At 35.9% G+C, this 19374-nt stretch carries 23 protein-coding genes; 13 read left to right on the top strand and 10 right to left on the bottom strand.

The window, feature by feature from the left end; translation table 11 throughout:
• The first annotated feature begins 268 nt into the window (after positions 1–268).
• The 12 genes from hisG to Q2U82_RS13040 all read left to right on the top strand — a co-directional run bounded on the left by hisG (position 269) and on the right by Q2U82_RS13040 (position 10177).
• Positions 269–1126: an ATP phosphoribosyltransferase gene (hisG, locus tag Q2U82_RS13095; protein WP_410005305.1), complete on the top strand. Its 858-nt coding sequence runs from the start codon at positions 269–271 to the stop codon at positions 1124–1126.
• A gap of 4 nt (positions 1127–1130) precedes the next feature.
• Entirely contained in the window at positions 1131–2429 is a 1299-nt protein-coding gene (gene hisD, locus Q2U82_RS13090) for a histidinol dehydrogenase (protein WP_410005304.1), read from the top strand.
• Entirely contained in the window at positions 2422–3477 is a 1056-nt protein-coding gene (gene hisC, locus Q2U82_RS13085; protein WP_410005303.1) for a histidinol-phosphate transaminase, read from the top strand. Before hisD ends, hisC begins: the two co-directional genes overlap by 8 nt.
• A complete protein-coding gene (gene hisB, locus Q2U82_RS13080) occupies positions 3474–4610 on the top strand; it encodes a bifunctional histidinol-phosphatase/imidazoleglycerol-phosphate dehydratase HisB (RefSeq protein WP_410005302.1) in 1137 nt (378 codons plus the stop codon). Before hisC ends, hisB begins: the two co-directional genes overlap by 4 nt.
• On the top strand, positions 4610–5191 hold the full coding sequence (hisH, locus tag Q2U82_RS13075) for an imidazole glycerol phosphate synthase subunit HisH (protein ID WP_410005301.1): 582 nt from the start codon (positions 4610–4612) through the stop codon (positions 5189–5191). The genes hisB and hisH overlap by 1 nt, the downstream gene beginning before the upstream one ends.
• 1 nt (position 5192) lies before the next feature.
• Entirely contained in the window at positions 5193–5951 is a 759-nt protein-coding gene (gene hisA / locus Q2U82_RS13070; RefSeq protein WP_410005300.1) for a 1-(5-phosphoribosyl)-5-[(5-phosphoribosylamino)methylideneamino]imidazole-4-carboxamide isomerase, read from the top strand.
• The gene (gene hisF / locus Q2U82_RS13065; protein ID WP_410005299.1) at positions 5941–6732 is read left to right on the top strand and encodes an imidazole glycerol phosphate synthase subunit HisF; all 792 of its coding nucleotides are present in this window, start codon (positions 5941–5943) and stop codon (positions 6730–6732) included. Before hisA ends, hisF begins: the two co-directional genes overlap by 11 nt.
• A gap of 23 nt (positions 6733–6755) precedes the next feature.
• Positions 6756–7361, top strand: coding sequence for a bifunctional phosphoribosyl-AMP cyclohydrolase/phosphoribosyl-ATP diphosphatase HisIE (gene hisIE, locus Q2U82_RS13060; protein ID WP_410005298.1), 606 nt, complete (start codon positions 6756–6758; stop codon positions 7359–7361).
• 71 nt (positions 7362–7432) lie between these two features.
• On the top strand, positions 7433–8521 hold the full coding sequence (corA, locus tag Q2U82_RS13055; RefSeq protein WP_410005297.1) for a magnesium/cobalt transporter CorA: 1089 nt from the start codon (positions 7433–7435) through the stop codon (positions 8519–8521).
• An 86-nt stretch (positions 8522–8607) separates the two neighbouring features.
• Positions 8608–9096, top strand: a complete 489-nt coding sequence (locus tag Q2U82_RS13050) for a hypothetical protein (RefSeq protein ID WP_410005296.1) — start codon at positions 8608–8610, stop codon at positions 9094–9096.
• Entirely contained in the window at positions 9097–9744 is a 648-nt protein-coding gene (locus Q2U82_RS13045) for a DUF3256 family protein (protein WP_410005295.1), read from the top strand.
• Position 9745: 1 nt separating this feature from the next.
• A complete protein-coding gene (locus tag Q2U82_RS13040; RefSeq protein ID WP_410005294.1) occupies positions 9746–10177 on the top strand; it encodes a DUF3592 domain-containing protein in 432 nt (143 codons plus the stop codon).
• Here the strand turns inward: Q2U82_RS13040 and Q2U82_RS13035 are convergent.
• The 8 genes from Q2U82_RS13035 to Q2U82_RS13000 form a co-directional block, all read right to left on the bottom strand.
• Positions 10174–10665, bottom strand: coding sequence for a hypothetical protein (locus Q2U82_RS13035; protein WP_410005293.1), 492 nt, complete (start codon positions 10663–10665; stop codon positions 10174–10176). The genes Q2U82_RS13040 and Q2U82_RS13035 overlap by 4 nt on opposite strands.
• 34 nt (positions 10666–10699) lie before the next feature.
• Positions 10700–11209: a hypothetical protein gene (locus tag Q2U82_RS13030; RefSeq protein ID WP_410005292.1), complete on the bottom strand. Its 510-nt coding sequence runs from the start codon at positions 11207–11209 to the stop codon at positions 10700–10702.
• Between the two features lie 2 nt (positions 11210–11211).
• On the bottom strand, positions 11212–11820 hold the full coding sequence (locus Q2U82_RS13025) for a DNA-binding response regulator (protein WP_410005291.1): 609 nt from the start codon (positions 11818–11820) through the stop codon (positions 11212–11214).
• Complete coding sequence (locus Q2U82_RS13020) at positions 11820–13499, bottom strand: tetratricopeptide repeat protein (RefSeq protein WP_410005290.1); 1680 nt, start codon at positions 13497–13499, stop codon at positions 11820–11822. The genes Q2U82_RS13025 and Q2U82_RS13020 overlap by 1 nt, the downstream gene beginning before the upstream one ends.
• A gap of 269 nt (positions 13500–13768) precedes the next feature.
• Positions 13769–14638 carry a hypothetical protein gene (locus tag Q2U82_RS13015; protein WP_410005289.1) on the bottom strand — a complete coding sequence of 290 codons (870 nt, stop codon included), beginning with the start codon at positions 14636–14638 and terminating at the stop codon, positions 13769–13771.
• Positions 14635–15354 carry a hypothetical protein gene (locus tag Q2U82_RS13010; RefSeq protein ID WP_410005288.1) on the bottom strand — a complete coding sequence of 240 codons (720 nt, stop codon included), beginning with the start codon at positions 15352–15354 and terminating at the stop codon, positions 14635–14637. The genes Q2U82_RS13015 and Q2U82_RS13010 overlap by 4 nt, the downstream gene beginning before the upstream one ends.
• A 19-nt stretch (positions 15355–15373) precedes the next feature.
• The gene (locus Q2U82_RS13005) at positions 15374–15550 is read right to left on the bottom strand and encodes a hypothetical protein (protein ID WP_410005287.1); all 177 of its coding nucleotides are present in this window, start codon (positions 15548–15550) and stop codon (positions 15374–15376) included.
• Between the two features lie 25 nt (positions 15551–15575).
• Positions 15576–16202, bottom strand: coding sequence for a hypothetical protein (locus Q2U82_RS13000; RefSeq protein ID WP_410005286.1), 627 nt, complete (start codon positions 16200–16202; stop codon positions 15576–15578).
• Positions 16203–16342: 140 nt separating this feature from the next.
• Between Q2U82_RS13000 and Q2U82_RS12995 the strand changes: the two genes are divergently transcribed.
• Positions 16343–17050, top strand: coding sequence for a hypothetical protein (locus tag Q2U82_RS12995; RefSeq protein WP_410005285.1), 708 nt, complete (start codon positions 16343–16345; stop codon positions 17048–17050).
• Between the two features lie 43 nt (positions 17051–17093).
• Here the strand turns inward: Q2U82_RS12995 and Q2U82_RS12990 are convergent, their stop codons facing one another.
• Positions 17094–17735 (bottom strand): thiamine phosphate synthase, encoded by a 642-nt coding sequence (locus Q2U82_RS12990; protein ID WP_410005284.1) that lies wholly within the window; start codon positions 17733–17735, stop codon positions 17094–17096.
• A complete protein-coding gene (locus tag Q2U82_RS12985; protein WP_410005283.1) occupies positions 17732–19372 on the bottom strand; it encodes a hypothetical protein in 1641 nt (546 codons plus the stop codon). The genes Q2U82_RS12990 and Q2U82_RS12985 overlap by 4 nt, the downstream gene beginning before the upstream one ends.
• Positions 19373–19374: the final 2 nt, after the last annotated feature.

Raw genomic sequence — 19374 nt, 5'->3', positions numbered from 1 at the left:
GGTTTTTTTAGGTTCGGTTAAAGTAAATAAATAGAACTGAAAATTAATAAATCGTTAATTTTTATATTCACAGTGTTTTGAACATATTTTTGTTTAGATTTGTCCACACAATTATGAACAGAACAATTTTACATCTACATCATATTATTTTCCACGCTCACGCGAGGTGATATGGTTATTGTGTAAAATCCAACAATATTCAAAACCCGTTTGAGCAATCAAGCGGGTTTTTTCATGCCTATAACTCAACTAAATAGTATTTCAAAAAATGAAAAAATTAAAAATTGCAGTACAAAAATCTGGGCGTTTGCACGATGAATCGTTAGCACTTTTAAAAGATTGTGGAATTTATATTGACAATGGCCGCGACCAGTTGAAAGCATCAGCTACTAACTTCCCTTTGGAAATTTACTACCTACGCAATGGCGATATTCCACAGTATTTAAAGGATGGAGTAGTGGATTGCGCTATTATCGGTGAAAATATTTTGATTGAAAAAGGAGAAGGAATTTCCATAGCTGGACGTTTGGGTTTTTCAAAATGCAGGGTTTCCTTGGCGGTTCCGAAGACTTTTAAATACACGTCTATTGAAGATTTAAACGGAAAAAGAATTGCCACAAGTTATCCAGAAACTACACTAAATTATTTAAAGGAAAAGGGAATAGAAGCAGAGCTTCACATTATTAACGGCAGTGTAGAAATTGCCCCAAACATAGGCCTTGCAGATGCTATTTGTGATATTGTGAGCAGTGGCAGTACACTTTTTAAAAATAATTTAAAAGAGGTTGAGGTCATTTTGAAAAGTGAAGCGGTTTTGGCTGTTTCGCCAAATATTTCAGAAAAAAGTACGGAAGTTTTAAACAAACTTCAGTTTAGGATTAAATCAGTATTACAGGGGCGTGATTCGCGCTATGTTCTTCTGAATGCACCAAACGATAAAATTGATGACATAATCAAAATTCTTCCCGGAATGAAAAGTCCAACGCTGCTTCCTTTGGCTGAAGAAGGATGGAGCAGCATCCATTCCGTTGTAAATCGCGATACTTTTTGGGAAGTTATTGAAGAACTCAAAGAAGCTGGCGCCGAAGGAATTTTAGTATGTCCAATAGAAAAAATGATACTTTAAAAAGATGAAAAAAATATACAATCCCAAACCTGAAACCTGGAGCGATCTTTTAAAACGCCCCACCCAAACCATTGCCGATATTGAAGTGACGGTGAATGAAATTTTTTCTGAAGTAAAACAAAAAGGTGATGCAGCGGTAAAAAAATACACTCAGTTTTTCGATGGAATTGCATTAGAAGAATTATTGGTTTCGGCTGAAGAAATAGCTAATGCAGAAAAAGAAGTTTCCTTTGAATTGAAAAGTGCAATTAACTTGGCAAAAGCAAATATTGAAAAATTTCACAGCGCACAAAAAACCGAAAGAATATCCGTTAAAACTACTGAAGGCGTAAGTTGTTGGCAAGAAAAAAGGCCAATCCAAAAAATTGGCCTCTATATACCTGGAGGCTCAGCGCCTTTGTTTTCAACGGTTTTAATGTTGGCTGTTCCAGCTAATATTGCAAGTTGCCAGGAAATAACTCTTTGTACACCGCCTGATAAAAAGGGAAAAATAAATCCCGCTATTTTATACACAGCAAACCTTTGTGGAGTTACCAAAATTTTTAAAATCGGAGGAATCCAAGCCATTGCAGCAATGACATTTGGCACAGAAACAATTCCTTCCGTTTACAAAATTTTCGGTCCGGGCAATCAATTTGTAACAATTGCAAAACAAATAGCCACCAAACACGGTGTTGCAATAGATATGCCCGCTGGACCTTCGGAACTATTGGTGTTTGCAGATGATACGGCCAATGCTTCATTTGTTGCTTCAGATTTATTATCACAAGCGGAACACGGGGCAGACAGTCAAGTAATTCTAGTTACAACATCGGAAAAGCTTTTGAATTCAGTAGAGAAAGAAGTTGAAAAACAACTGGCATTGCTTCCCAGAAAATCAATTGCTGAAAAAGCAATAGAAAATTCAAAGTTGATTTTGGTTGAAAATAATACTGAGGCAATTAACCTTATTAATGAATATGCTCCGGAACACTTTATTGTAGTTTCAAAAGACGAAGATTTTTTCCTTGAAAATATCCAAAACGCAGGTTCGGTTTTCATAGGAAATTACACTCCTGAAAGTGCGGGAGATTATGCTTCAGGAACCAACCACACTTTGCCAACAAATGGTTTTGCGAAGCAGTACAGCGGGGTAAATCTGGATAGTTTTATGAAAAGTATGACGTTTCAGAAAATTTCAAAAAAAGGAATTCAAAATATCGGTAATGCGATTGAAATTATGGCGGAAGCGGAAGGGCTGCAGGCGCACAAAAATGCTGTGACATTACGATTGGAAAGTTTAAAAAGGAAAAACGATGAATAAAATAGCTTTTAATATCGATAATTTTATTCGCCCAAACGTGGCCAAAATGAAGCCATACAGTTCCGCTCGCGATGAATTCAAGGATTTTGATAAGGAAATGATTTTCCTCGATGCAAACGAGAATCCATTTGAAACCAATGTAAACCGTTATCCAGATCCGCAACAACGTGAGCTGAAAACTATTCTTTCTAAACAAAAAAATATTCCAACCAATCAAATTTTGTTAGGAAACGGAAGCGACGAAGTACTCGATTTAATTTTCAGAGCCTTTTGCGAGCCACCTATAGACAATATAATCACATTGCCTCCAACCTATGGAATGTACAGTGTTTTGGCAAATTTGAACAATATTGAAAATAGGGAAGTGCTACTCGATTCAAATTTTCAACCCAACTTGGATGAAATTTCAATAACTGCTGATAAACGAACGAAGCTTTTATTCATCTGCTCTCCCAACAATCCGACGGGTAAATTAATTGCTTCTGAAATAATAGTTGAATTGCTAAACACTTTTAAAGGAATAGTGGTTATTGATGAAGCCTATATCGATTTTGCAAATGCGGAAAGTTGGATTGAAAAATTGAACGATTTTCCAAATTTGATTGTTACACAAACACTTTCAAAAGCATACGGTTTGGCGGGAATTCGCTTGGGAATTTGTTATGCTTCTACGGAAATCATTACAGTTTTAAACAAAATCAAACCTCCGTACAACATTAATAAACTCACGCAACAAACAGCAATTGCACAACTTCAACATACAGAAAAAATAAAAAACGATTTATACTCCTTGATAGCTGAAAAAGAAATTTTACTTAAAGCTTTGGTTGAAGTAGATTTTATAAAAAAAATATTTCAAACTGATGCAAATTTCATCCTAATAAAAGTGGATAATGCTGAAAAACGATATGCACAATTGTTGGAGAATGGCATCGTAGTTAGAAATAGAAGTTCACAAGCATTATGCGGGAATACACTTCGAATAACTATAGGTACAAATTCAGAAAACAAGAAACTAATAACCATCTTAAAAACATTGAAACAATGAAGAAACGTGTACTATTTATAGACCGCGACGGCACGATTATAAAGGAAACCGTGGACGAACAGATTGATGCTTTTGAAAAAATGATTTTTTACCCGAAAGTTTTTACCTATTTGGGAAAAATTGCAAAGGAATTGGATTTTGAATTGGTAATGATTACCAACCAAGATGGATTGGGAACAGATTCTTTTCCCGAGGAAACCTTTTGGCCCGTGCATAATTTTATTATGAAATCTTTTGAAAATGAAGGTGTTGTTTTTGAAAATGTTTTGATTGATAAAACTTTTCCACACGAAAAAGCAAATACTCGAAAACCGGGTGTTGGTTTGCTGCAGGAATATTTTTCAGAAGATTACGATCTTGAAAATTCGTTCGTAATAGGAGATAGGTTGACAGATATTGAACTTGCCAAAAACCTTGGCGCCAAAGGAATATTTATCGATGACAAAACCAATTTAGGAACAACTGAAATTTCCACAAAGGCCGAGGAAGTTCAAAAGAGCATCGCTCTGGAAACGAATGATTGGCAGCGCATTTATGAGTTTTTAAAACTGAAAGAACGATTTGCCGAAATCCAACGAAAAACGAATGAAACCGATATTTCAATAAAATTAAATTTAGACGGTACCGGCAAAAGCGATATAAACACAGGCATTTCCTTTTTTGATCATATGCTGGACCAATTGGCAAGACATGGTCAAATGGACTTAGAAATCACAGTAAAAGGCGATTTGGAAGTGGACGAGCATCACACTATTGAGGACACCGCCATTGCCTTAGGCGAAGTTTTCAACCAAGCCCTCGGCGATAAATTAGGGATGGAGCGCTACGGCTTCTGTTTGCCGATGGACGACTGTTTGGCGCAAGTTGCAATTGATTTTGGTGGAAGAAATTGGCTGATTTGGGAAGCAGATTTTAAACGCGAAATGATTGGAGAAATGCCAACGGAAATGTTTTACCACTTTTTCAAAAGCTTTACCGATGGCGCAAAAGCAAACCTCAACATTAAAGCCGAGGGAACCAATGAACACCACAAGATAGAAGCAATTTTCAAAGCTTTTGCAAAAGCGATAAAGATGGCGGTAAAGCGCGATGCCGAAAAAATGATTTTACCATCAACCAAAGGTCTACTTTAATGAAAATCGTAATTATTAATTATGGTGCGGGCAATATTCAAAGCATCAAATTTGCTTTGAAACGCTTGGGTGTGGAGGCAATTTTAAGTGATAACGAAACTGAAATCCGCAATGCAGCTAAAGTGATTTTTCCCGGTGTGGGCGAGGCGAGTAGCGCGATGCGGAAACTGAAAGCTTCGGGTTTGGATAAAGTTATTCCCACATTGAAACAACCCGTTTTGGGAATTTGTTTGGGAATGCAATTGCTCTGTAATTCTTCCGAAGAAGGAAATACGAATGGTTTAGGTGTTTTTGATGTGAATGTGATAAAATTTTCAAATGATTTAAAAGTGCCGCAAATTGGTTGGAACCAAATATCAAATTTGAAATCCAGTCTGTTTAAAAATGTTGCAGAAAACGAGTTTATGTATTTAGTGCATAGTTATTACGCATCTTTATGTGAAGAAACCATTGCAACTTCTGAATACGGAATCCAGTACACTTCGGCATTAAAAAAAGATAATTTTTACGGCGTGCAATTTCACCCGGAAAAAAGCAGTACTGCTGGCGAACAAATTTTAAAAAACTTCTTAGAACTATAATATGCGAATAATATCAGCAATAGATATAATAGATGGCAAGTGTGTACGCCTTTCCAAAGGCGATTACAGCACCAAAAGGATTTATAATGAAAATCCGCTTGAAGTAGCGAAGCAATTTGAAGCCCACGGGATTCAGTATTTGCATTTGGTGGATTTGGACGGCGCCATAAGCAAACACATTGTAAACCATAAAATTTTGGCGGAAATTGCTTCACAAACCAATTTGAAAATAGATTTCGGCGGCGGTTTAAAAACCGATGAAGATTTGCGTATTGCCTTTGAATGCGGTGCAAAACAAATCACCGGAGGAAGTATAGCCGTAAAAAACCCTGAAGTTTTTAAAAGTTGGCTGCAACAATTCGGGAGTGAAAAAATTATTTTGGGGGCGGATGCCAAAGACGAAAAAGTAGCTATCAGCGGTTGGACAGAAGATTCAAATGAAGCTCTAATGCCATTTATTCAAAAATACATTGATGAAGGGATTAATTATGTAATCTGCACAGACATCAGTAAAGATGGAATGTTACAGGGGCCGTCGTTTGATTTATACAAAAAAATAATATCCGAATGTCAGTCTGAGCGCAGTCGAAGACCAAATGGAAAAGAATTGAAATTGATTGCCTCAGGAGGAATTTCAACTTGTGAAGAACTTCCAAAACTTGCTGAAATAGGCTGCGAAGGAACAATCATTGGAAAAGCCATTTACGAAAATCGCATTAATCTAAAACAACTCGAAAACTATATACTAAATGCTTTGTAAAAGAATAATACCGTGTTTAGATATAAAAAACGGAAGAACAGTAAAAGGAATTAATTTCCTGGATTTACGTGATGCCGGAAATCCTGTGGAATTGGCTGAATTCTATTCAGAAAACGGTGCGGACGAACTTGTTTTTCTGGATATTTCAGCAACAGAAGAGCGTAGAAAAACTTTGGCAGATTTGGTTTTAAAAGTCGCAGAAGCCATCAATATTCCGTTTACCGTTGGCGGCGGAATTTCTTCGATTGAAGACGTTGAAATCCTATTAAATAACGGAGCAGATAAAGTTTCAATAAATTCTTCCGCAGTAAAAAATCCACAGTTAATCAATGAACTGGCTTCAAGATTTGGCTCACAATGTATCGTGGTTGCCATTGACGCAAAACAAATTGATGGCTGCTGGAAAGTACATTTGATGGGAGGGAAGGTGCTTACAGATTTAGATCTTTTTGAATGGACAAAAGAAGTGGAGCAACGTGGCGCAGGAGAAATTCTTTTTACCTCCATGGATCATGACGGTACAAAAAATGGTTTTGCGAATGAGGCTTTGGCAAAGCTTTCCACAACCTTGAATATTCCAATAATAGCTTCGGGCGGCGCGGGAACTATGCAACATTTCACGGATACCTTTAAAAATGGAAAAGCTGATGCCGCTTTGGCCGCCAGCGTTTTTCACTTTAAGGAAATTACGATAACCGATTTAAAAAATGAATTAGAAATACAGGGAATACCTATACGAGTTACGAGGGACGAACGACGAGGGATGAAGGACGAAAAATGAATTATTAGAAAAAATAAGAAAAGATGAAAATAGACTTTGAAAAATATACAGACAGATTGGTTCCTGCTATAATTCAGGATAACTTGACGCAAAAAGTTTTGATGCTCGGCTATATGAATGAAGAGGCATTTCTTAAAACAAATGAATCTAAAAGAGTTACGTTTTTCAGCAGAAGCAAACAAAGACTTTGGACGAAAGGGGAAGAGAGTGGTAATCTTCTGGAATTGGTTTCAATAGCGGTAGATTGTGATAACGATGCATTATTGATAAAGGTAAATCCCACCGGACCCGTTTGCCACAAAGGAACCGATACTTGTTGGATGGAAGAAAATAATTCAAATTTCGGATTTCTTTCAGAATTGGAAAAAATCATTGAAAATAGAAAGGAAGACTTAGAAAATACGGAGTCTTATATTTCTTCACTTTTCCAAAAAGGTATCAATAAAATAGCACAAAAAGTTGGCGAGGAGGCTGTGGAAGTTGTTATTGAGGCAAAAGACAACAACGATGAACTTTTTTTAAATGAAAGTGCGGATTTATTGTTTCACTATATGATTTTAATTCAAGCAAAAGGCTTTAAATTAAACGATATAGAAAAAATGCTTCTAAAAAGACATAAAGTAGATTAACATTTAATTGTATTTGTGGAATTTAAATCATTTGTTCATTTTTCCTACCTTTAAAAACATAAATCACTTTTATGGCTGCTAGAAGAAGAAAAAAACAGGAAACCACCAAAATACAACCAAAAAGAGCAAGAAACCTTTCCCCCGGAACGGTAGCCTATACAGGAAAAAAGACCACGACGGTTACACAGCTTGATATAATTGATTATTCCAAGGAACATTACGATCGCTTTGAAACACACAATATTGAAGATGCTTTCAAATATGAAGATTCCACACATATTACGTGGATAAATGTAAATGGATTAAGCAATACGGATGATATTGTTACTCTCGGGAATCATTTCGATTTACATCCGCTAATTCAGGAAGATATAGTTACAACCAACCAACGCCCGAAGATTGATGAATATGAAGATTATCTGTTTATCGTTTTCAAAATGCTGCATTATGATGAAGCGGAACAATTGACGAATGAACACGTGAGTATGGTTATGGGAAAGGATTACGTGCTAACTTTTCAAGAGGCCGAAGGAGATGTTTTTGGAGATCTGCGGGAACGTTTGGCACATGGACGTGGAAGAATTCGCACAGCTGGAGCAGATTATTTAATGTTCGCCATTTTGGATGCCATTGTAGATAACTACTTTACAGTAATTGAATTCTTGAGCAATAAAGTGGAATTGCTGGAAGACAAGCTTTTTGACGACAAAGAGGACCCAAATATCACAGAGGAAATACAAGACCTTAAAAAGGAAATTCTAAAAATCCGAAAAGCAGTCGTACCCTTGCGGGAAGTGGTTAATAGACTTGAAAAAATAGAAACCCCGCTCATTGAGGAACGTACCAACAAATACATCCGCGATTTGTACGACCACATTATTCAAGTGAATGAAAGCGTTGAAATTTATCGCGATATGATCTGGGGCTTGATGGATATGTATATGACCACCATCAGCAACAAGATGAACGAAGTGATGAAAGTGCTAACCATTATGGCCTCCATATTTATTCCCTTAACCTTTATGGCAGGAATATATGGGATGAATTTTGACCACATCCCCGAACTACATTTTAAATATGGTTATTACTATCTCTGGGGTGCGATGATCTTGGTGTTTTTTGGTATGCTGTGGTATTTTAAACGAAAGAAGTGGCTATGAAATATTCAAATTATATCATTCAAAATCACTCTTATGAGTGATTTTTTTTTGGCTGTACCCATATACTTTAGCAAAAACTAAAGATTATGAACAAACAGTACACTTATGAAATTCCATTTAACAATACCATTTGGAAAGCAATTGGAATTTTTATTATATGCGCAATAATTGGAGCGGTTGTTCCTTTTGAAATCCACACTCGCAGGATACATCTTACCAACCATACCTTGTTTTTTGGAGGTTTGTTATTTACTGGATTATTTCTGCTCATTGCCCTAATTTTAAAGACGAAATCAAAGAATTCAAAACAGAATCCGTACAAGCTTGAAATCTCAGATTCAACACTTCAAATGCCAAAAGGAAAAGCGGATGTTGTAAAAATTCCTTTAGAAATAATCGATTCAGCCATTCAAATTGGAAACAAATTTAACGGAAGCATACTTCAAGTTAAAATGAAGAAAAGCGCCACTAAACCACTTTATATTCAGGCAAAAGGATTCCGTTCAGAAAAGGAATATTTTGAATTTGAACAAGAATTGAACAAGCGGATTTCATCAAATTCAACAAACCTTTAAATGAAAGTCTTTTCAGTTTTCGCTTTGCTTTTTTTTGGACAAATTGGATTTTCGCAAAATATCATTGAATTTTTTCAAATGCTGCCGGATTCAATTGTACTCAATTTGGGCCCTTCAGAAAGAAGTCAGATTGTAGCGCATTCAAAAGATAACAAATCATTTGAAGAAGCTTATAAAGTGATGAATTCTACCCAAGATAAATATGCTTTTGAATCTGTAAGCAAAACATATCTGAAACTTATTGGCTCTTTTGAAGGACAATTTCAAATGAAGCTTTGGAAACTTCCAAAACCTTATGTTTTAGTAGGTGTTTACAAGGAAAGCTGCGGTCCTGTGTGCGTTGCGGAACAATTGGTATTTTATAGATATTCCCCAAAAACCGGATTTAAAGTATTGAATTTTATAACTGTTTTTCCCCTTCAAAAAATGCGTGAGCTTGTTTTTTCAAAACTCCCAAAAGATTGCTCTTTTGAGGAGGAACATTGGATGGATTTTCTATTATATCAATTTTCAGAAAAGGGTAAATCAATTCAAGTTACTTGGAACAATGAAGCTGCAACAACTTGTGCATTTGATTTAAATTTTGAATTGAATTTATTGACAGAAAATCTTAAAAACGAAACCTATTTTGGAATTAAAGAAAAATAAAATGGAGTATCAAATTGCTTTTATTGTCGGAATAATTTTGCTGTCTCTTTCATTATTTTTAGTCTATAAAAACGTAGTATTTCTGAAAAACAGCGAACGGGCAAAAGGAGAGGTAGTCGAGTTGAAAAAAATACACCGAAGCACGAGCAAACCAACGTTCAAACCTGTTTTTAAATTCGTTACAAAAGATGGCAAAGTGATTGAACACACGTCCATTTCTTCAAGTAATCCACCAAGTTGGAAAGTGGGTGAAAAAGCAGTTTATGCCTATAAAATTGAAAATCCGTCAAAAGGAAAAGTTGTTACTTTTTTTGGCGTTTTTGGTTGGTCTGTTGCTTTGGCCTGCATTGCCCTGCCAATGCTTGTTATTGGTGGCGGTTATTATCTTTCACAATCAATGCTGAACACGATTTTTGATAATTTATACCATTAATGCGTATCCGCAATCCACAAACACTGAACTACCAAAAAAGCATCCGCAGATTTGCTTGAGTATTGTTTTGCAAATGCTAAACATTCCTCATAATCATTCCATATAAATCTAGCAAGGGGGTTGTTTGGATTACTAACATTATACGTTTTTATAATAATACTTTCAGATTTCATTTCGTAGAGAAGATCGATCAATTGATTACTCAAAATAGAATAAAGTCGTTTTCCATCGCCCGTAGTTCGCTGATAAAGGGTTTCATCTTTCTGAAAATGTTTTAAAACTACGTCTTTGCTTATAAAATCCAGGCGGTGCATAACTGACACAGAATTTGCTGTAGACTGTTCATAACACGGATCTAATTTGTCTGTGTTGTTGCATAAGCTAGAATACTCGCCATCGAAAAAAAAGATGTTTTCCTTCGCGTCTATATCAAACGGATTCGCGTCGGAATCTTTTAATTGGTATTTAATTGTCGGAAATTCAATCATTTTAATGTAGTTTGAAAGAATGAATTATTCAGCATTAGTGCCTATCTTCAATTGATATACATTGAACTACCAAAACAGCACATTTAGTTTCGGCTGAAAAAAGTATCGCACGGTTTAATGCTTCTGAATGATTATTCCAAATAAATGAATAAAGTCCGCCGAATGAATCATTTTCGTGAATAACCCAATATGACATTCTTTCGATTTTTCGATCTTGGGAATGAAACGAATAATCTATTAATTGATTTGCTACTATAGCATAAACGGGTTTGTTATCTCTTATTACATAACGCTGATTTTCCCCTTTTGGAAAACGTTTCAAAACTTTACCGTTTTCAACCAAGTTCATGCGCTCCATTTCAAAAACGACATACATATTAGAGATTTCACAAAAAGGACGTAAGTCTTGGGTATTTTTACTTAAACAAGAATACTCACCATCGAAAAAAAAGATATTTTCCTTTGCTTCCATATCAAAAGGATTCGCGCCGGAATCTTTTAATTGGTATCTAATTGGTGGAAATTTAATCAGTTTTATAGCCATAATTATTTATTAAGCTGCACAATCAACTGCCCTCGATTTTCAACCTCCATTTTTAGGAAGATGTTTTTAAGATGCGTTTTCACCGTGTTTAAACTCACAAACTGCGATTCGCCTATTTCAAAATTGGTTTTGCCCTGCATTAATTCCTTCACTATCTCCAGTTCTTTCTTGGTGAGTGGGGAATGGGTCAGCTTGTCTATCTTTTCTTCCAAACTTTCATTGCCGTTGTTCCATTTTTTAAAATTGGAGGCTCCAACTTCAATGGCAGCAACCAATCCACCTTTGCTGATGGGTTTTACTAAATATCCGGAAGGGTAGGTGGTCTTCGCTTGCGAGAGGGTTTTTTCATCAAAGAAAGATGTTATAAAGATGAAAGGAATTCCAAATTCCTCAGTAAGTTTTTTTCCGAAAACAATTCCGTCCTCGTTTTTTCCGATGCGAATATCAACCAAAGCAAAGTTTGGATTTTTAATTTCAATCTGCTCCATTGCCTGCGCATAGGTGTAACAAACACTAACAACCTCGTGACCTAGATCAATACAATTTTCTTTCAGATCCATAGCAATTATTGGCTCATCTTCAAGAATCAATATTTTGAGAGCTTGTTTCATTAATTGGGATTGAAAACTAATTTGTATTCCGTTCCATTAGTATTTGTAATATTCATTTCGGCATCCAACTTTTCGCTGAAAGCGTTTATTAGTCTCATACCCAAAGAATTTGTGGGGGCGTCCATCATTTCAATTGTTATACCCTTTCCGCTGTCCTTTACTTTTAGTTCCACTTTATTTTGCGAAATGGTCTTCATTGAAATATCAATTTCACCTTGCTGGCTTCCGTTAAAGGCATATTTAAAAGCATTGGAAAGAATTTCATTAAGAATCAAACCAAGGCTCATAAGTTTTTCTATATCCAAATCCATATCTTCAATATCTGTAGTTATTTTGATGGATTTATCTGGGATTTGGTAAGTAATGAAAAGTTGCTGTACCAATTTTTCAATATAATCCTTCGGCTTTAATTGCTGAAGACTTGAATGGCTATAAATGTTTTGGTGAATGAGCGACATAGCCTGAATACGTGAAATGCCGTCATCAAAAATCTTTTTGGATTGTGGATCTTCCACTTTGCGAACGTGCATATTCAGTAAACTGCTTATAACTTGTAAATTGTTTTTAACCCGATGGTGGATTTCCTTTACCAAATCTTCTTTCTGCTTCACTAAAACATTGAGTTGCTTGTTGCTTTTGTGCAATTTATAGCGTAACCAAAAAAGCCAAAAAGCCAGAATCAACAGTACTGCCACAATAACGCTAATAACCCAAAGTGCTTTGTTTCGACTTTTAATTATGGTGTTACTTGCTGCAATTTCCTTTTCTTTATCCTTCGTTCTGTAAACAATTTCAAGTTTATCTATCTCTTTTTTCCTGTCTTCCTTTGCAACCTTTTCGTTGTATTGATTAAATAATTGCAAATGTTTGTATGCAGATTTGTAATCATTTGTGAGCGTGTCGAGCATCGTATAAATCTTATAAATAGCGAGCATTTCAGTATCCATATCCAAAGAATCTCCTATCGATATAGCTTTATTTAGGTATTCCTTGCCGGCAACATATTTTCCCTGCTCAATCATTAAGTGGGCTAAATCGCCATAAAGAACAATTTGATTGTTTCTCGCCTTAATTTTTTCGCGCAGCGCTTCACATCTGAACATATATTTCTCAGCTTTGGAATAATTGCCCATATATTGGTAAACAATGCCAATATTGCCCAGCGCATTGCTCATTCCCATACTGTCCAGCGTCTTTTCTTTGAGATTGTAGGCTTGGTTGTAAATATCAATTGCTTCCTCATACTTTTTTTGTATTCGGTATATGGAGCCAATATTATTCAGTGCAGCGGCAATTTTATTTTCGTTATTTACACTTTTATAAAGTTCAAGCCCAATTTTGAAATATTCCGCAGCTCTTTCATAATCCTGTTGGTAGTAGAAGAGCGTACCGATATTCAGATTTGAAGCCGCCTCGCCATCAACATCTTTCAATTGTCTTTTTAGGATTATGGATTCTTTATAATAAAACAAGGAACTGTCGGCAATTCCGAGGTAGTCATAGGCAAGTCCAGCAACATGTTTGGACCAGGCCTCCATGGGTTCATTTTTAATGTTTTCTGAAACGTCAACCGCCTTTAGTGCATAATTTTTTGCCTGTTGGTTGTCAATTCCCATGAGTTCAGAGGAAAGTGCATTATATGCATAAACAGTAGCGGTATCTAATTTTGGTTTCTCCAAAACCTTTAAAAGACTATCAATTTTTTCCCTATTTTGGGAAATTGTAGCAGGAGTAAAGCAAAAAAAAATGATTATTAAACAAATAATCTTAAAAAGTAATTTTACAGGCATAAATTATTTTAAGGAAAAAGTACAAATTAATTGATTACCAAAAACACAGTATTAAAATTTAGCGGCAAGTATATTTCTTTTGGACTATGATAAAAATGAGGCTACTTTTCTCAATGTTTTTATAAAGAAATGCAGCCTCGAAAATTCAACTTAAAAATCTAATTCCCTATAAACAATAGCGATTCAGTATCAATAGCTTCATAAGTGTTGATTTTGAAATACAGCTTATTACGCTCAACAACCATATTAAGCTTACTTGCTGCAAGGCTAATAAGTGTGTTATTAACCTCAGCGATTCCAACTCTTTTCAATTCATTATCTTGAAGAAAATAGGCTAAATCTCCGGGCCGAATATCTATAGGAACAATCTGTGTAACTGTTGTTTTGGTTTTGTTTGGATATTCCACATTGTAAAAACCATCTTCACTTTTGCCCAAATAGATTGCTTCCTGCCAATAATCTGTTTCAGTGTTATACGCAAGCACTGGTTGGTCGTATTTCTGTTCTGAAAGTCCTATGCGTTTTCCACGGACTATCGCACCAATTGTGGTTTGAGTACAAGAAAAACGAGCTAATGCTTTTCTTTCGTCAGGTCTTCCTTCTATTACTATATCTAATGAAGCAATTCGCAAGAAGCCATTTTCCCATTGTGCGTTTAAGGTGCTGGTCCTGGAATTGTTTTTATTATACCAAGAGTAAGTGTGGTCTGTTTGCAATCTTTCAATGGGATAGCCACAGTATTGAAAATCGTACCCTTGATCCGATGTTTTAATTGCCTTTAGATATGCTAAGAGGTTTTCACCTTTTTGGTTTAGGTTTTTTCTGTCTTCGCCTATGTAATATTCATTGCTCAATGCGTTTTTGATTTTCATCTCACAGGTTTTAGCATCATCATTGTAGAGCGTTTTGTGTACGTAATCAAAAACTTCATAAATATCTTTGAACTGAACATTTTTAAAAGATGAATATTTTTGTGAAAAAGCCATATTGGAAATTAACAGTAATAATATTAAAATGCTTTTTTTCATTGAGCCACTTGATTTAAATAAGTCATATTGTCCAATTCTTCTTCGGTGTATTCTTCGGCCTTTAAATCTCTTGTTCGCGTAAACCCAGATGCATCAAGCACTCTATCCCATTTATCGCCCATATTATCCCTATAAAATCGAATGTCTGCCTTGCCTTCAGTTACGTCCATATAAATTGCATTTCGCCTTCTTTTTATAACCAACGTATCAATCTTAAACGAAAATGAAGTAGAGGAGTACCAAGTAACTTTGGAATCTTTGGTCATATACCAATTTGATACAGGTTGCGCAACTACGCTATTACAATTGATAACCAACTTGCAGATGTTTTTTGTGATAAGTGCATTGATTTCATCAATGTCAATAGGAGGCATGCCGGTTAGTTCTTCATAACCTGGATTGTATTTTTTATAGACAAACGTGCCGCCTTGCTTAGTATAAACCGCCAAACCTTCACTAATTGCTCTCGATTCAGGAAATTCCTTGTCAAAAGAAGTTTTTGTAGTCACTTTTACCCTACGGCGGTGATAGTACATTTTGGTGCTGCCTTCCCATTCTTCGGTTGTTTCCCCATTGCCAATTACTTCTACGGAAACGGCCGTGGGAAACGTTTTGCTTACGTCCTTTTTTACTTGTGCTGCTGAAGGTTGTCCTATTGCTGTGCTTCCCAAAATAAGAAATAATGCACTTGCGAAAATTAGTTTTAATGTTTTCATCTGTTTTATTTTAGAATGGTTAAACGTTTTCTTTTTTCTTTCCAAAAGCAATAAATAGACATATAACTGCTAAAGGAAGTGGAACCCAAAAGAAGTCTTTCAGTTCAGAAAGATGGCCCGAACTAGAACCTACCATATACATTGCGATTGCTGAAATGATGGCCAAGGCGGCGATAATTGCTGCTATTTTTTTCATAATTGAATAATTTATAGTTAGTTAATTATACTTTATTGATTTTAACGCTCTTCAAAACATCATCAAAGAATCTTGAGTCGAAACCATTTATAGTCTCAAACATCCCTAAAAACATATAAAGCTCTTTCCCATCTGCGATTGCTAATATTTTATATTCATATTGGTAAGGATTGGCTCCGCCCTCCACAAAACGCCCACTGCTTAATTTTGCGGGAAATCCATAAATAGCGCTTACATCTTCGAACTTTTGGTCTTTTACAGAAATATTTGGATTCGTCAATACCGTACCAATCATTCCGCTTATTGCATTGTCTGCATTCATGGCCACAGTTCCTTTACGGTAAACCATTGTAGCCATACTGGTATTTGCACTATAAATTGGTTTATAACCTATCTGTTCCAAAATGACAGATTTTTCCGCTGCAGGAATCTCTGAACTTCGTTGGTCTATAACCCAATCTTGAATGGAATTTAAAGTCACAGTGTGCTCGCCCGTTTTTAGAGTTCTTAGTTTGTCGTTTCTGGTGGCTTCTGTTTTTTCTGGAACAGATTGTTCATTCACATTTTCAGTTGGTTTGCTTTCTTCATTTTTACAGGAAATAATGCCTAAAGAAGCCAAACATAGTGATGCAATAAAAATTCGGTTTTTCATAATTGATACTTTAAAAGGTTAGTGTGCTGAAATTTAGTATGTCAAAATTAGAAATACATTAAAGTTCATTTTTCACCCAATGGAGTGATTTATAAGTTGATAGCTAAATATACTTTTACGAGAACTATTTAAGACTGTTTATGAAGGCAACCACAACCGTATTCGCCAATCGCGCTTTTGAAAAAATAAATTTGTTGACGGATGCCGCGGTAGTTTTTTTATGCTACTTCGGATTGGATGCAATGAAACAATGGCAATCAGAAAATCTTCAACTTTCTGTAAATCTGCTGATGTTACTAAACATTATTGCGGTTTGTTTAGGTTGTTTCAGCTATTATGCGGCTTGGAACAACAAAGAAATACCAGAAAACCAAAGTTTGGTTACCAGTGATTTCGAAAAGAAAACTGTAGGTACGGCAGCATTCATAACCGCTTGGGGATTTGTGTGGTGGTTCGTGCCATTTGAAGCAATGACCGAAATGGGAGGGAGGGCAACACTTTTCGCTTTAGGAGTTGTAATCTATATTTTTAGTTATTTAATTGTTCTAATCAACAGTTTAAAACACAAAGAGTCCCACAGAATAGCAGGCAATTCTTTTGTGAAAATTGGAAGTAATTTATTTATAAGTGTATTTATTTTTTTCAGTATTGCCTTTCTAACGCTCACGGTGCAAAATTGGCATCCTGAAAATGTTGGCATCCAATTTAGGGCAATCCTTTGTCTTTGCTTGTTTTATCTCCCTTTAAAAATATTTCTACTCCTTAAACCACCTTTTGGATTTATGGAACTTGCAACCTTTTTAATGAGCTTTCTGTTTTTGGTTTTTCAGGTTTTTGTGATGCTTTAAATGGAAGGGGCTTTGTTTTTCGAAATTTTAATTTGTATTCAGTTCACTCAAAACTATACCGCTGTTCAGCAGTAGAAGAAGCACTGAGTAATTCATTAAATAGCTTAATAGAATTAAAATTGCGCGTAATTGCTCTAGATACAGCAACCCCAGAAATACCTGTAGCTAATATATCCGTAATATCATCGGTAGTAATATCTCCAACACCAATAATTGGAGTTCCAGTTTTTAAAACACCAGTAATAGCAGTATAGCCCGCTAAACCTAAAAGTGGCGGTAAATCAGTTTTAGTTTTTGTGGCTCTAAAGGGCCCTAAACTAATATAGTTTACTTGTTTATCAAGTAGCGTTTCGCAATCCTGGATGGTGTTAGCGGTTCCTCCTATAATTTGCCAAGAGTATAAATGCTTTCTAGCAACAGTAGGGCAGGAGTCAGTTTTTCCTAAGTGCACCCCATCAGCTTTCACTTCTTTTGCTATTTTATAATAATCGTTAATGATTAATCTGGTTTGAAAATGAGCCGTAATTTCCCGAGCCTCCTGGGCCGCTTTTAAAATCTTCTTTTCAGAAATACCTTTTAAACGCAATTGCACCAATTCCGTCCCGGCGTTACAAGCTTTTTGAATATTTTCCAGATGCTCCTTAACAGAATTTCCTTGGGTTATATAATGCAGTTTAGGGATCATTGAACTAGGTTAGTTTTCGTCTCCATTGAAACGGAATCGGTAACAACAGTAGGCTGAACATCTATTTCAGTTTTCTCCGGATATAAATCTTTATCGGTAAGTCTTTCTGAAGCTTTCCAGGTTTCGCCCAATTGTTTTAAGATTTCTGCATTCCACTCGCTTGGGTGTTTCGCATCTACCCAAACTACGTCGCGATATTCTACATCTATCAACGCCAAATCTGGGGTGGCGGCACCGTCAAACTTTTTACTGTCATCGCGTTTTGAGGTTACGGTTGATAAAACAAACAATCGTTTTCTGCCAGCAATCTTTTTTATAAAGGGCCTAAATTCAACTGGTTTGTTTACCGACCAATCATATTCTTTTCTCGATTCAATTACCTTTAAGGGCATTGCGCTCACACCAGCCAATCCTTCTTTTTTTGCTGCGTGATTATAATAATACAATTTGTCAGTCCCATCTGCTGGCACAAGAACGCTGAATGACAAACTGGTGCGTTCTTTGCCAATGGGTTCAAGGCCAAACCAGTGGTATAATCCGCTAAAGGCATCAACATTCATTCCACTGAAATCAAAATCGGTTACAAAAGGTTGCTGATTTTGGTCGTCTGCTAAATCTGGAATTTTCACCGCCGTTTCCATATTCCAAGGCAACGGATCAGTAAACCCTCCCAAAAATTGCAAGGATTGCGCTTCAAGTCTCGAAACTCTTTCAGCCAAAGTATTCTGTCTTGTTAGGAACGGATAATTTTTAATTTCATCGGGCGGAATATAAGTTCCTTTTCCAATTGTTATACGCTCCAAATAATCCGAAAATCCGTGAACGCCAGGTTCAATAACCATTACGCCACCATAGGCGGGATATGGGAAAAAGAAACCTTTCCAACGTATCAAGCTTACAACTTGTACCCATTTCCCGTTATCGTCTTTCATATAAAAAACTTCGGAAGGCTCTAAATTAAAAAGTTGAAAAATATTAAAGCGCTGCACAACTGCATTATAGGTGTTTCGACTAAAAGCTAAAGATTCACCAATCGAAAAGGTTACTGGAATTCTATTTTTATCTGAAAATCTTGGAAAAGGGGAGGTGCTTTCAACTGCAAAAAGTTCTTCGGTATTATCATTTATGCGCTGCCAAGTATATTCCTCTGCTGGCTGTACAGCCATTGTCCATTGGTTAGTGCTATCAACCCTTACCAATTGTGGCGGCGATACTTCCTGTGTTTCACCAATACTTTCGTACGCCATCGTAACAATGTTGTTATATGGTTGAATACGTTCATTTTGGGTTAAGGGAAGTTCATTTAATTCAGTTAAATTCAAATTGTTAAACACGTTATAGCTCTGCATAAATCTATACAGCCCAATTTGCCAACCAAACAACCAGCCAGTTGCAAAAAATGCTACAATTCCCAATAAGATAAGAATCCGTTTGCCGCCGCTAAGCGCACTCCTAAATTTTGAAATTGTAAACCATAAAAACAGTCCACCAATTATTATTAAAAAAATAAACTTCCGAAGAAAGAGTAGAACCGGTTGATAATCATCCCGTAAAAAGAATATTAAAAGCAGTAATATTATACTGCCTATAATTATAATCCTCTTTTGTTTTGGCCCTTTTTGCCAGTATTTTTTCATGC

This window comes from Aequorivita nionensis, from assembly GCF_046352995.1.
Taxonomy (GTDB): Bacteria; Bacteroidota; Bacteroidia; order Flavobacteriales; family Flavobacteriaceae; genus Aequorivita; species Aequorivita nionensis.
Note: the sequence above shows the minus strand (reverse complement) of the source record. Positions and strands in the feature narration are given on the sequence as shown.

Bases quoted from the DNA above. Each gene is read 5' to 3' on its own strand.
- hisG (WP_410005305.1), top strand. From the start codon at position 269: ATGAAAAAATTAAAAATTGCAGTACAAAAATCTGGGCGTTTGCACGAT.
- hisD (WP_410005304.1), top strand. From the start codon at position 1,131: ATGAAAAAAATATACAATCCCAAACCTGAAACCTGGAGCGATCTTTTA.
- hisC (WP_410005303.1), top strand. From the start codon at position 2,422: ATGAATAAAATAGCTTTTAATATCGATAATTTTATTCGCCCAAACGTG.
- hisB (WP_410005302.1), top strand. From the start codon at position 3,474: ATGAAGAAACGTGTACTATTTATAGACCGCGACGGCACGATTATAAAG.
- hisH (WP_410005301.1), top strand. From the start codon at position 4,610: ATGAAAATCGTAATTATTAATTATGGTGCGGGCAATATTCAAAGCATC.
- hisA (WP_410005300.1), top strand. From the start codon at position 5,193: ATGCGAATAATATCAGCAATAGATATAATAGATGGCAAGTGTGTACGC.
- hisF (WP_410005299.1), top strand. From the start codon at position 5,941: ATGCTTTGTAAAAGAATAATACCGTGTTTAGATATAAAAAACGGAAGA.
- hisIE (WP_410005298.1), top strand. From the start codon at position 6,756: ATGAAAATAGACTTTGAAAAATATACAGACAGATTGGTTCCTGCTATA.
- corA (WP_410005297.1), top strand. From the start codon at position 7,433: ATGGCTGCTAGAAGAAGAAAAAAACAGGAAACCACCAAAATACAACCA.
- Q2U82_RS13050 (WP_410005296.1), top strand. From the start codon at position 8,608: ATGAACAAACAGTACACTTATGAAATTCCATTTAACAATACCATTTGG.
- Q2U82_RS13045 (WP_410005295.1), top strand. From the start codon at position 9,097: ATGAAAGTCTTTTCAGTTTTCGCTTTGCTTTTTTTTGGACAAATTGGA.
- Q2U82_RS13040 (WP_410005294.1), top strand. From the start codon at position 9,746: ATGGAGTATCAAATTGCTTTTATTGTCGGAATAATTTTGCTGTCTCTT.
- Q2U82_RS13035 (WP_410005293.1), bottom strand. From the start codon at position 10,665: ATGATTGAATTTCCGACAATTAAATACCAATTAAAAGATTCCGACGCG.
- Q2U82_RS13030 (WP_410005292.1), bottom strand. From the start codon at position 11,209: ATGGCTATAAAACTGATTAAATTTCCACCAATTAGATACCAATTAAAA.
- Q2U82_RS13025 (WP_410005291.1), bottom strand. From the start codon at position 11,820: ATGAAACAAGCTCTCAAAATATTGATTCTTGAAGATGAGCCAATAATT.
- Q2U82_RS13015 (WP_410005289.1), bottom strand. From the start codon at position 14,638: ATGAAAAAAAGCATTTTAATATTATTACTGTTAATTTCCAATATGGCT.
- Q2U82_RS13010 (WP_410005288.1), bottom strand. From the start codon at position 15,354: ATGAAAACATTAAAACTAATTTTCGCAAGTGCATTATTTCTTATTTTG.
- Q2U82_RS13005 (WP_410005287.1), bottom strand. From the start codon at position 15,550: ATGAAAAAAATAGCAGCAATTATCGCCGCCTTGGCCATCATTTCAGCA.
- Q2U82_RS13000 (WP_410005286.1), bottom strand. From the start codon at position 16,202: ATGAAAAACCGAATTTTTATTGCATCACTATGTTTGGCTTCTTTAGGC.
- Q2U82_RS12995 (WP_410005285.1), top strand. From the start codon at position 16,343: ATGAAGGCAACCACAACCGTATTCGCCAATCGCGCTTTTGAAAAAATA.
- Q2U82_RS12990 (WP_410005284.1), bottom strand. From the start codon at position 17,735: ATGATCCCTAAACTGCATTATATAACCCAAGGAAATTCTGTTAAGGAG.
- Q2U82_RS12985 (WP_410005283.1), bottom strand. From the start codon at position 19,372: ATGAAAAAATACTGGCAAAAAGGGCCAAAACAAAAGAGGATTATAATT.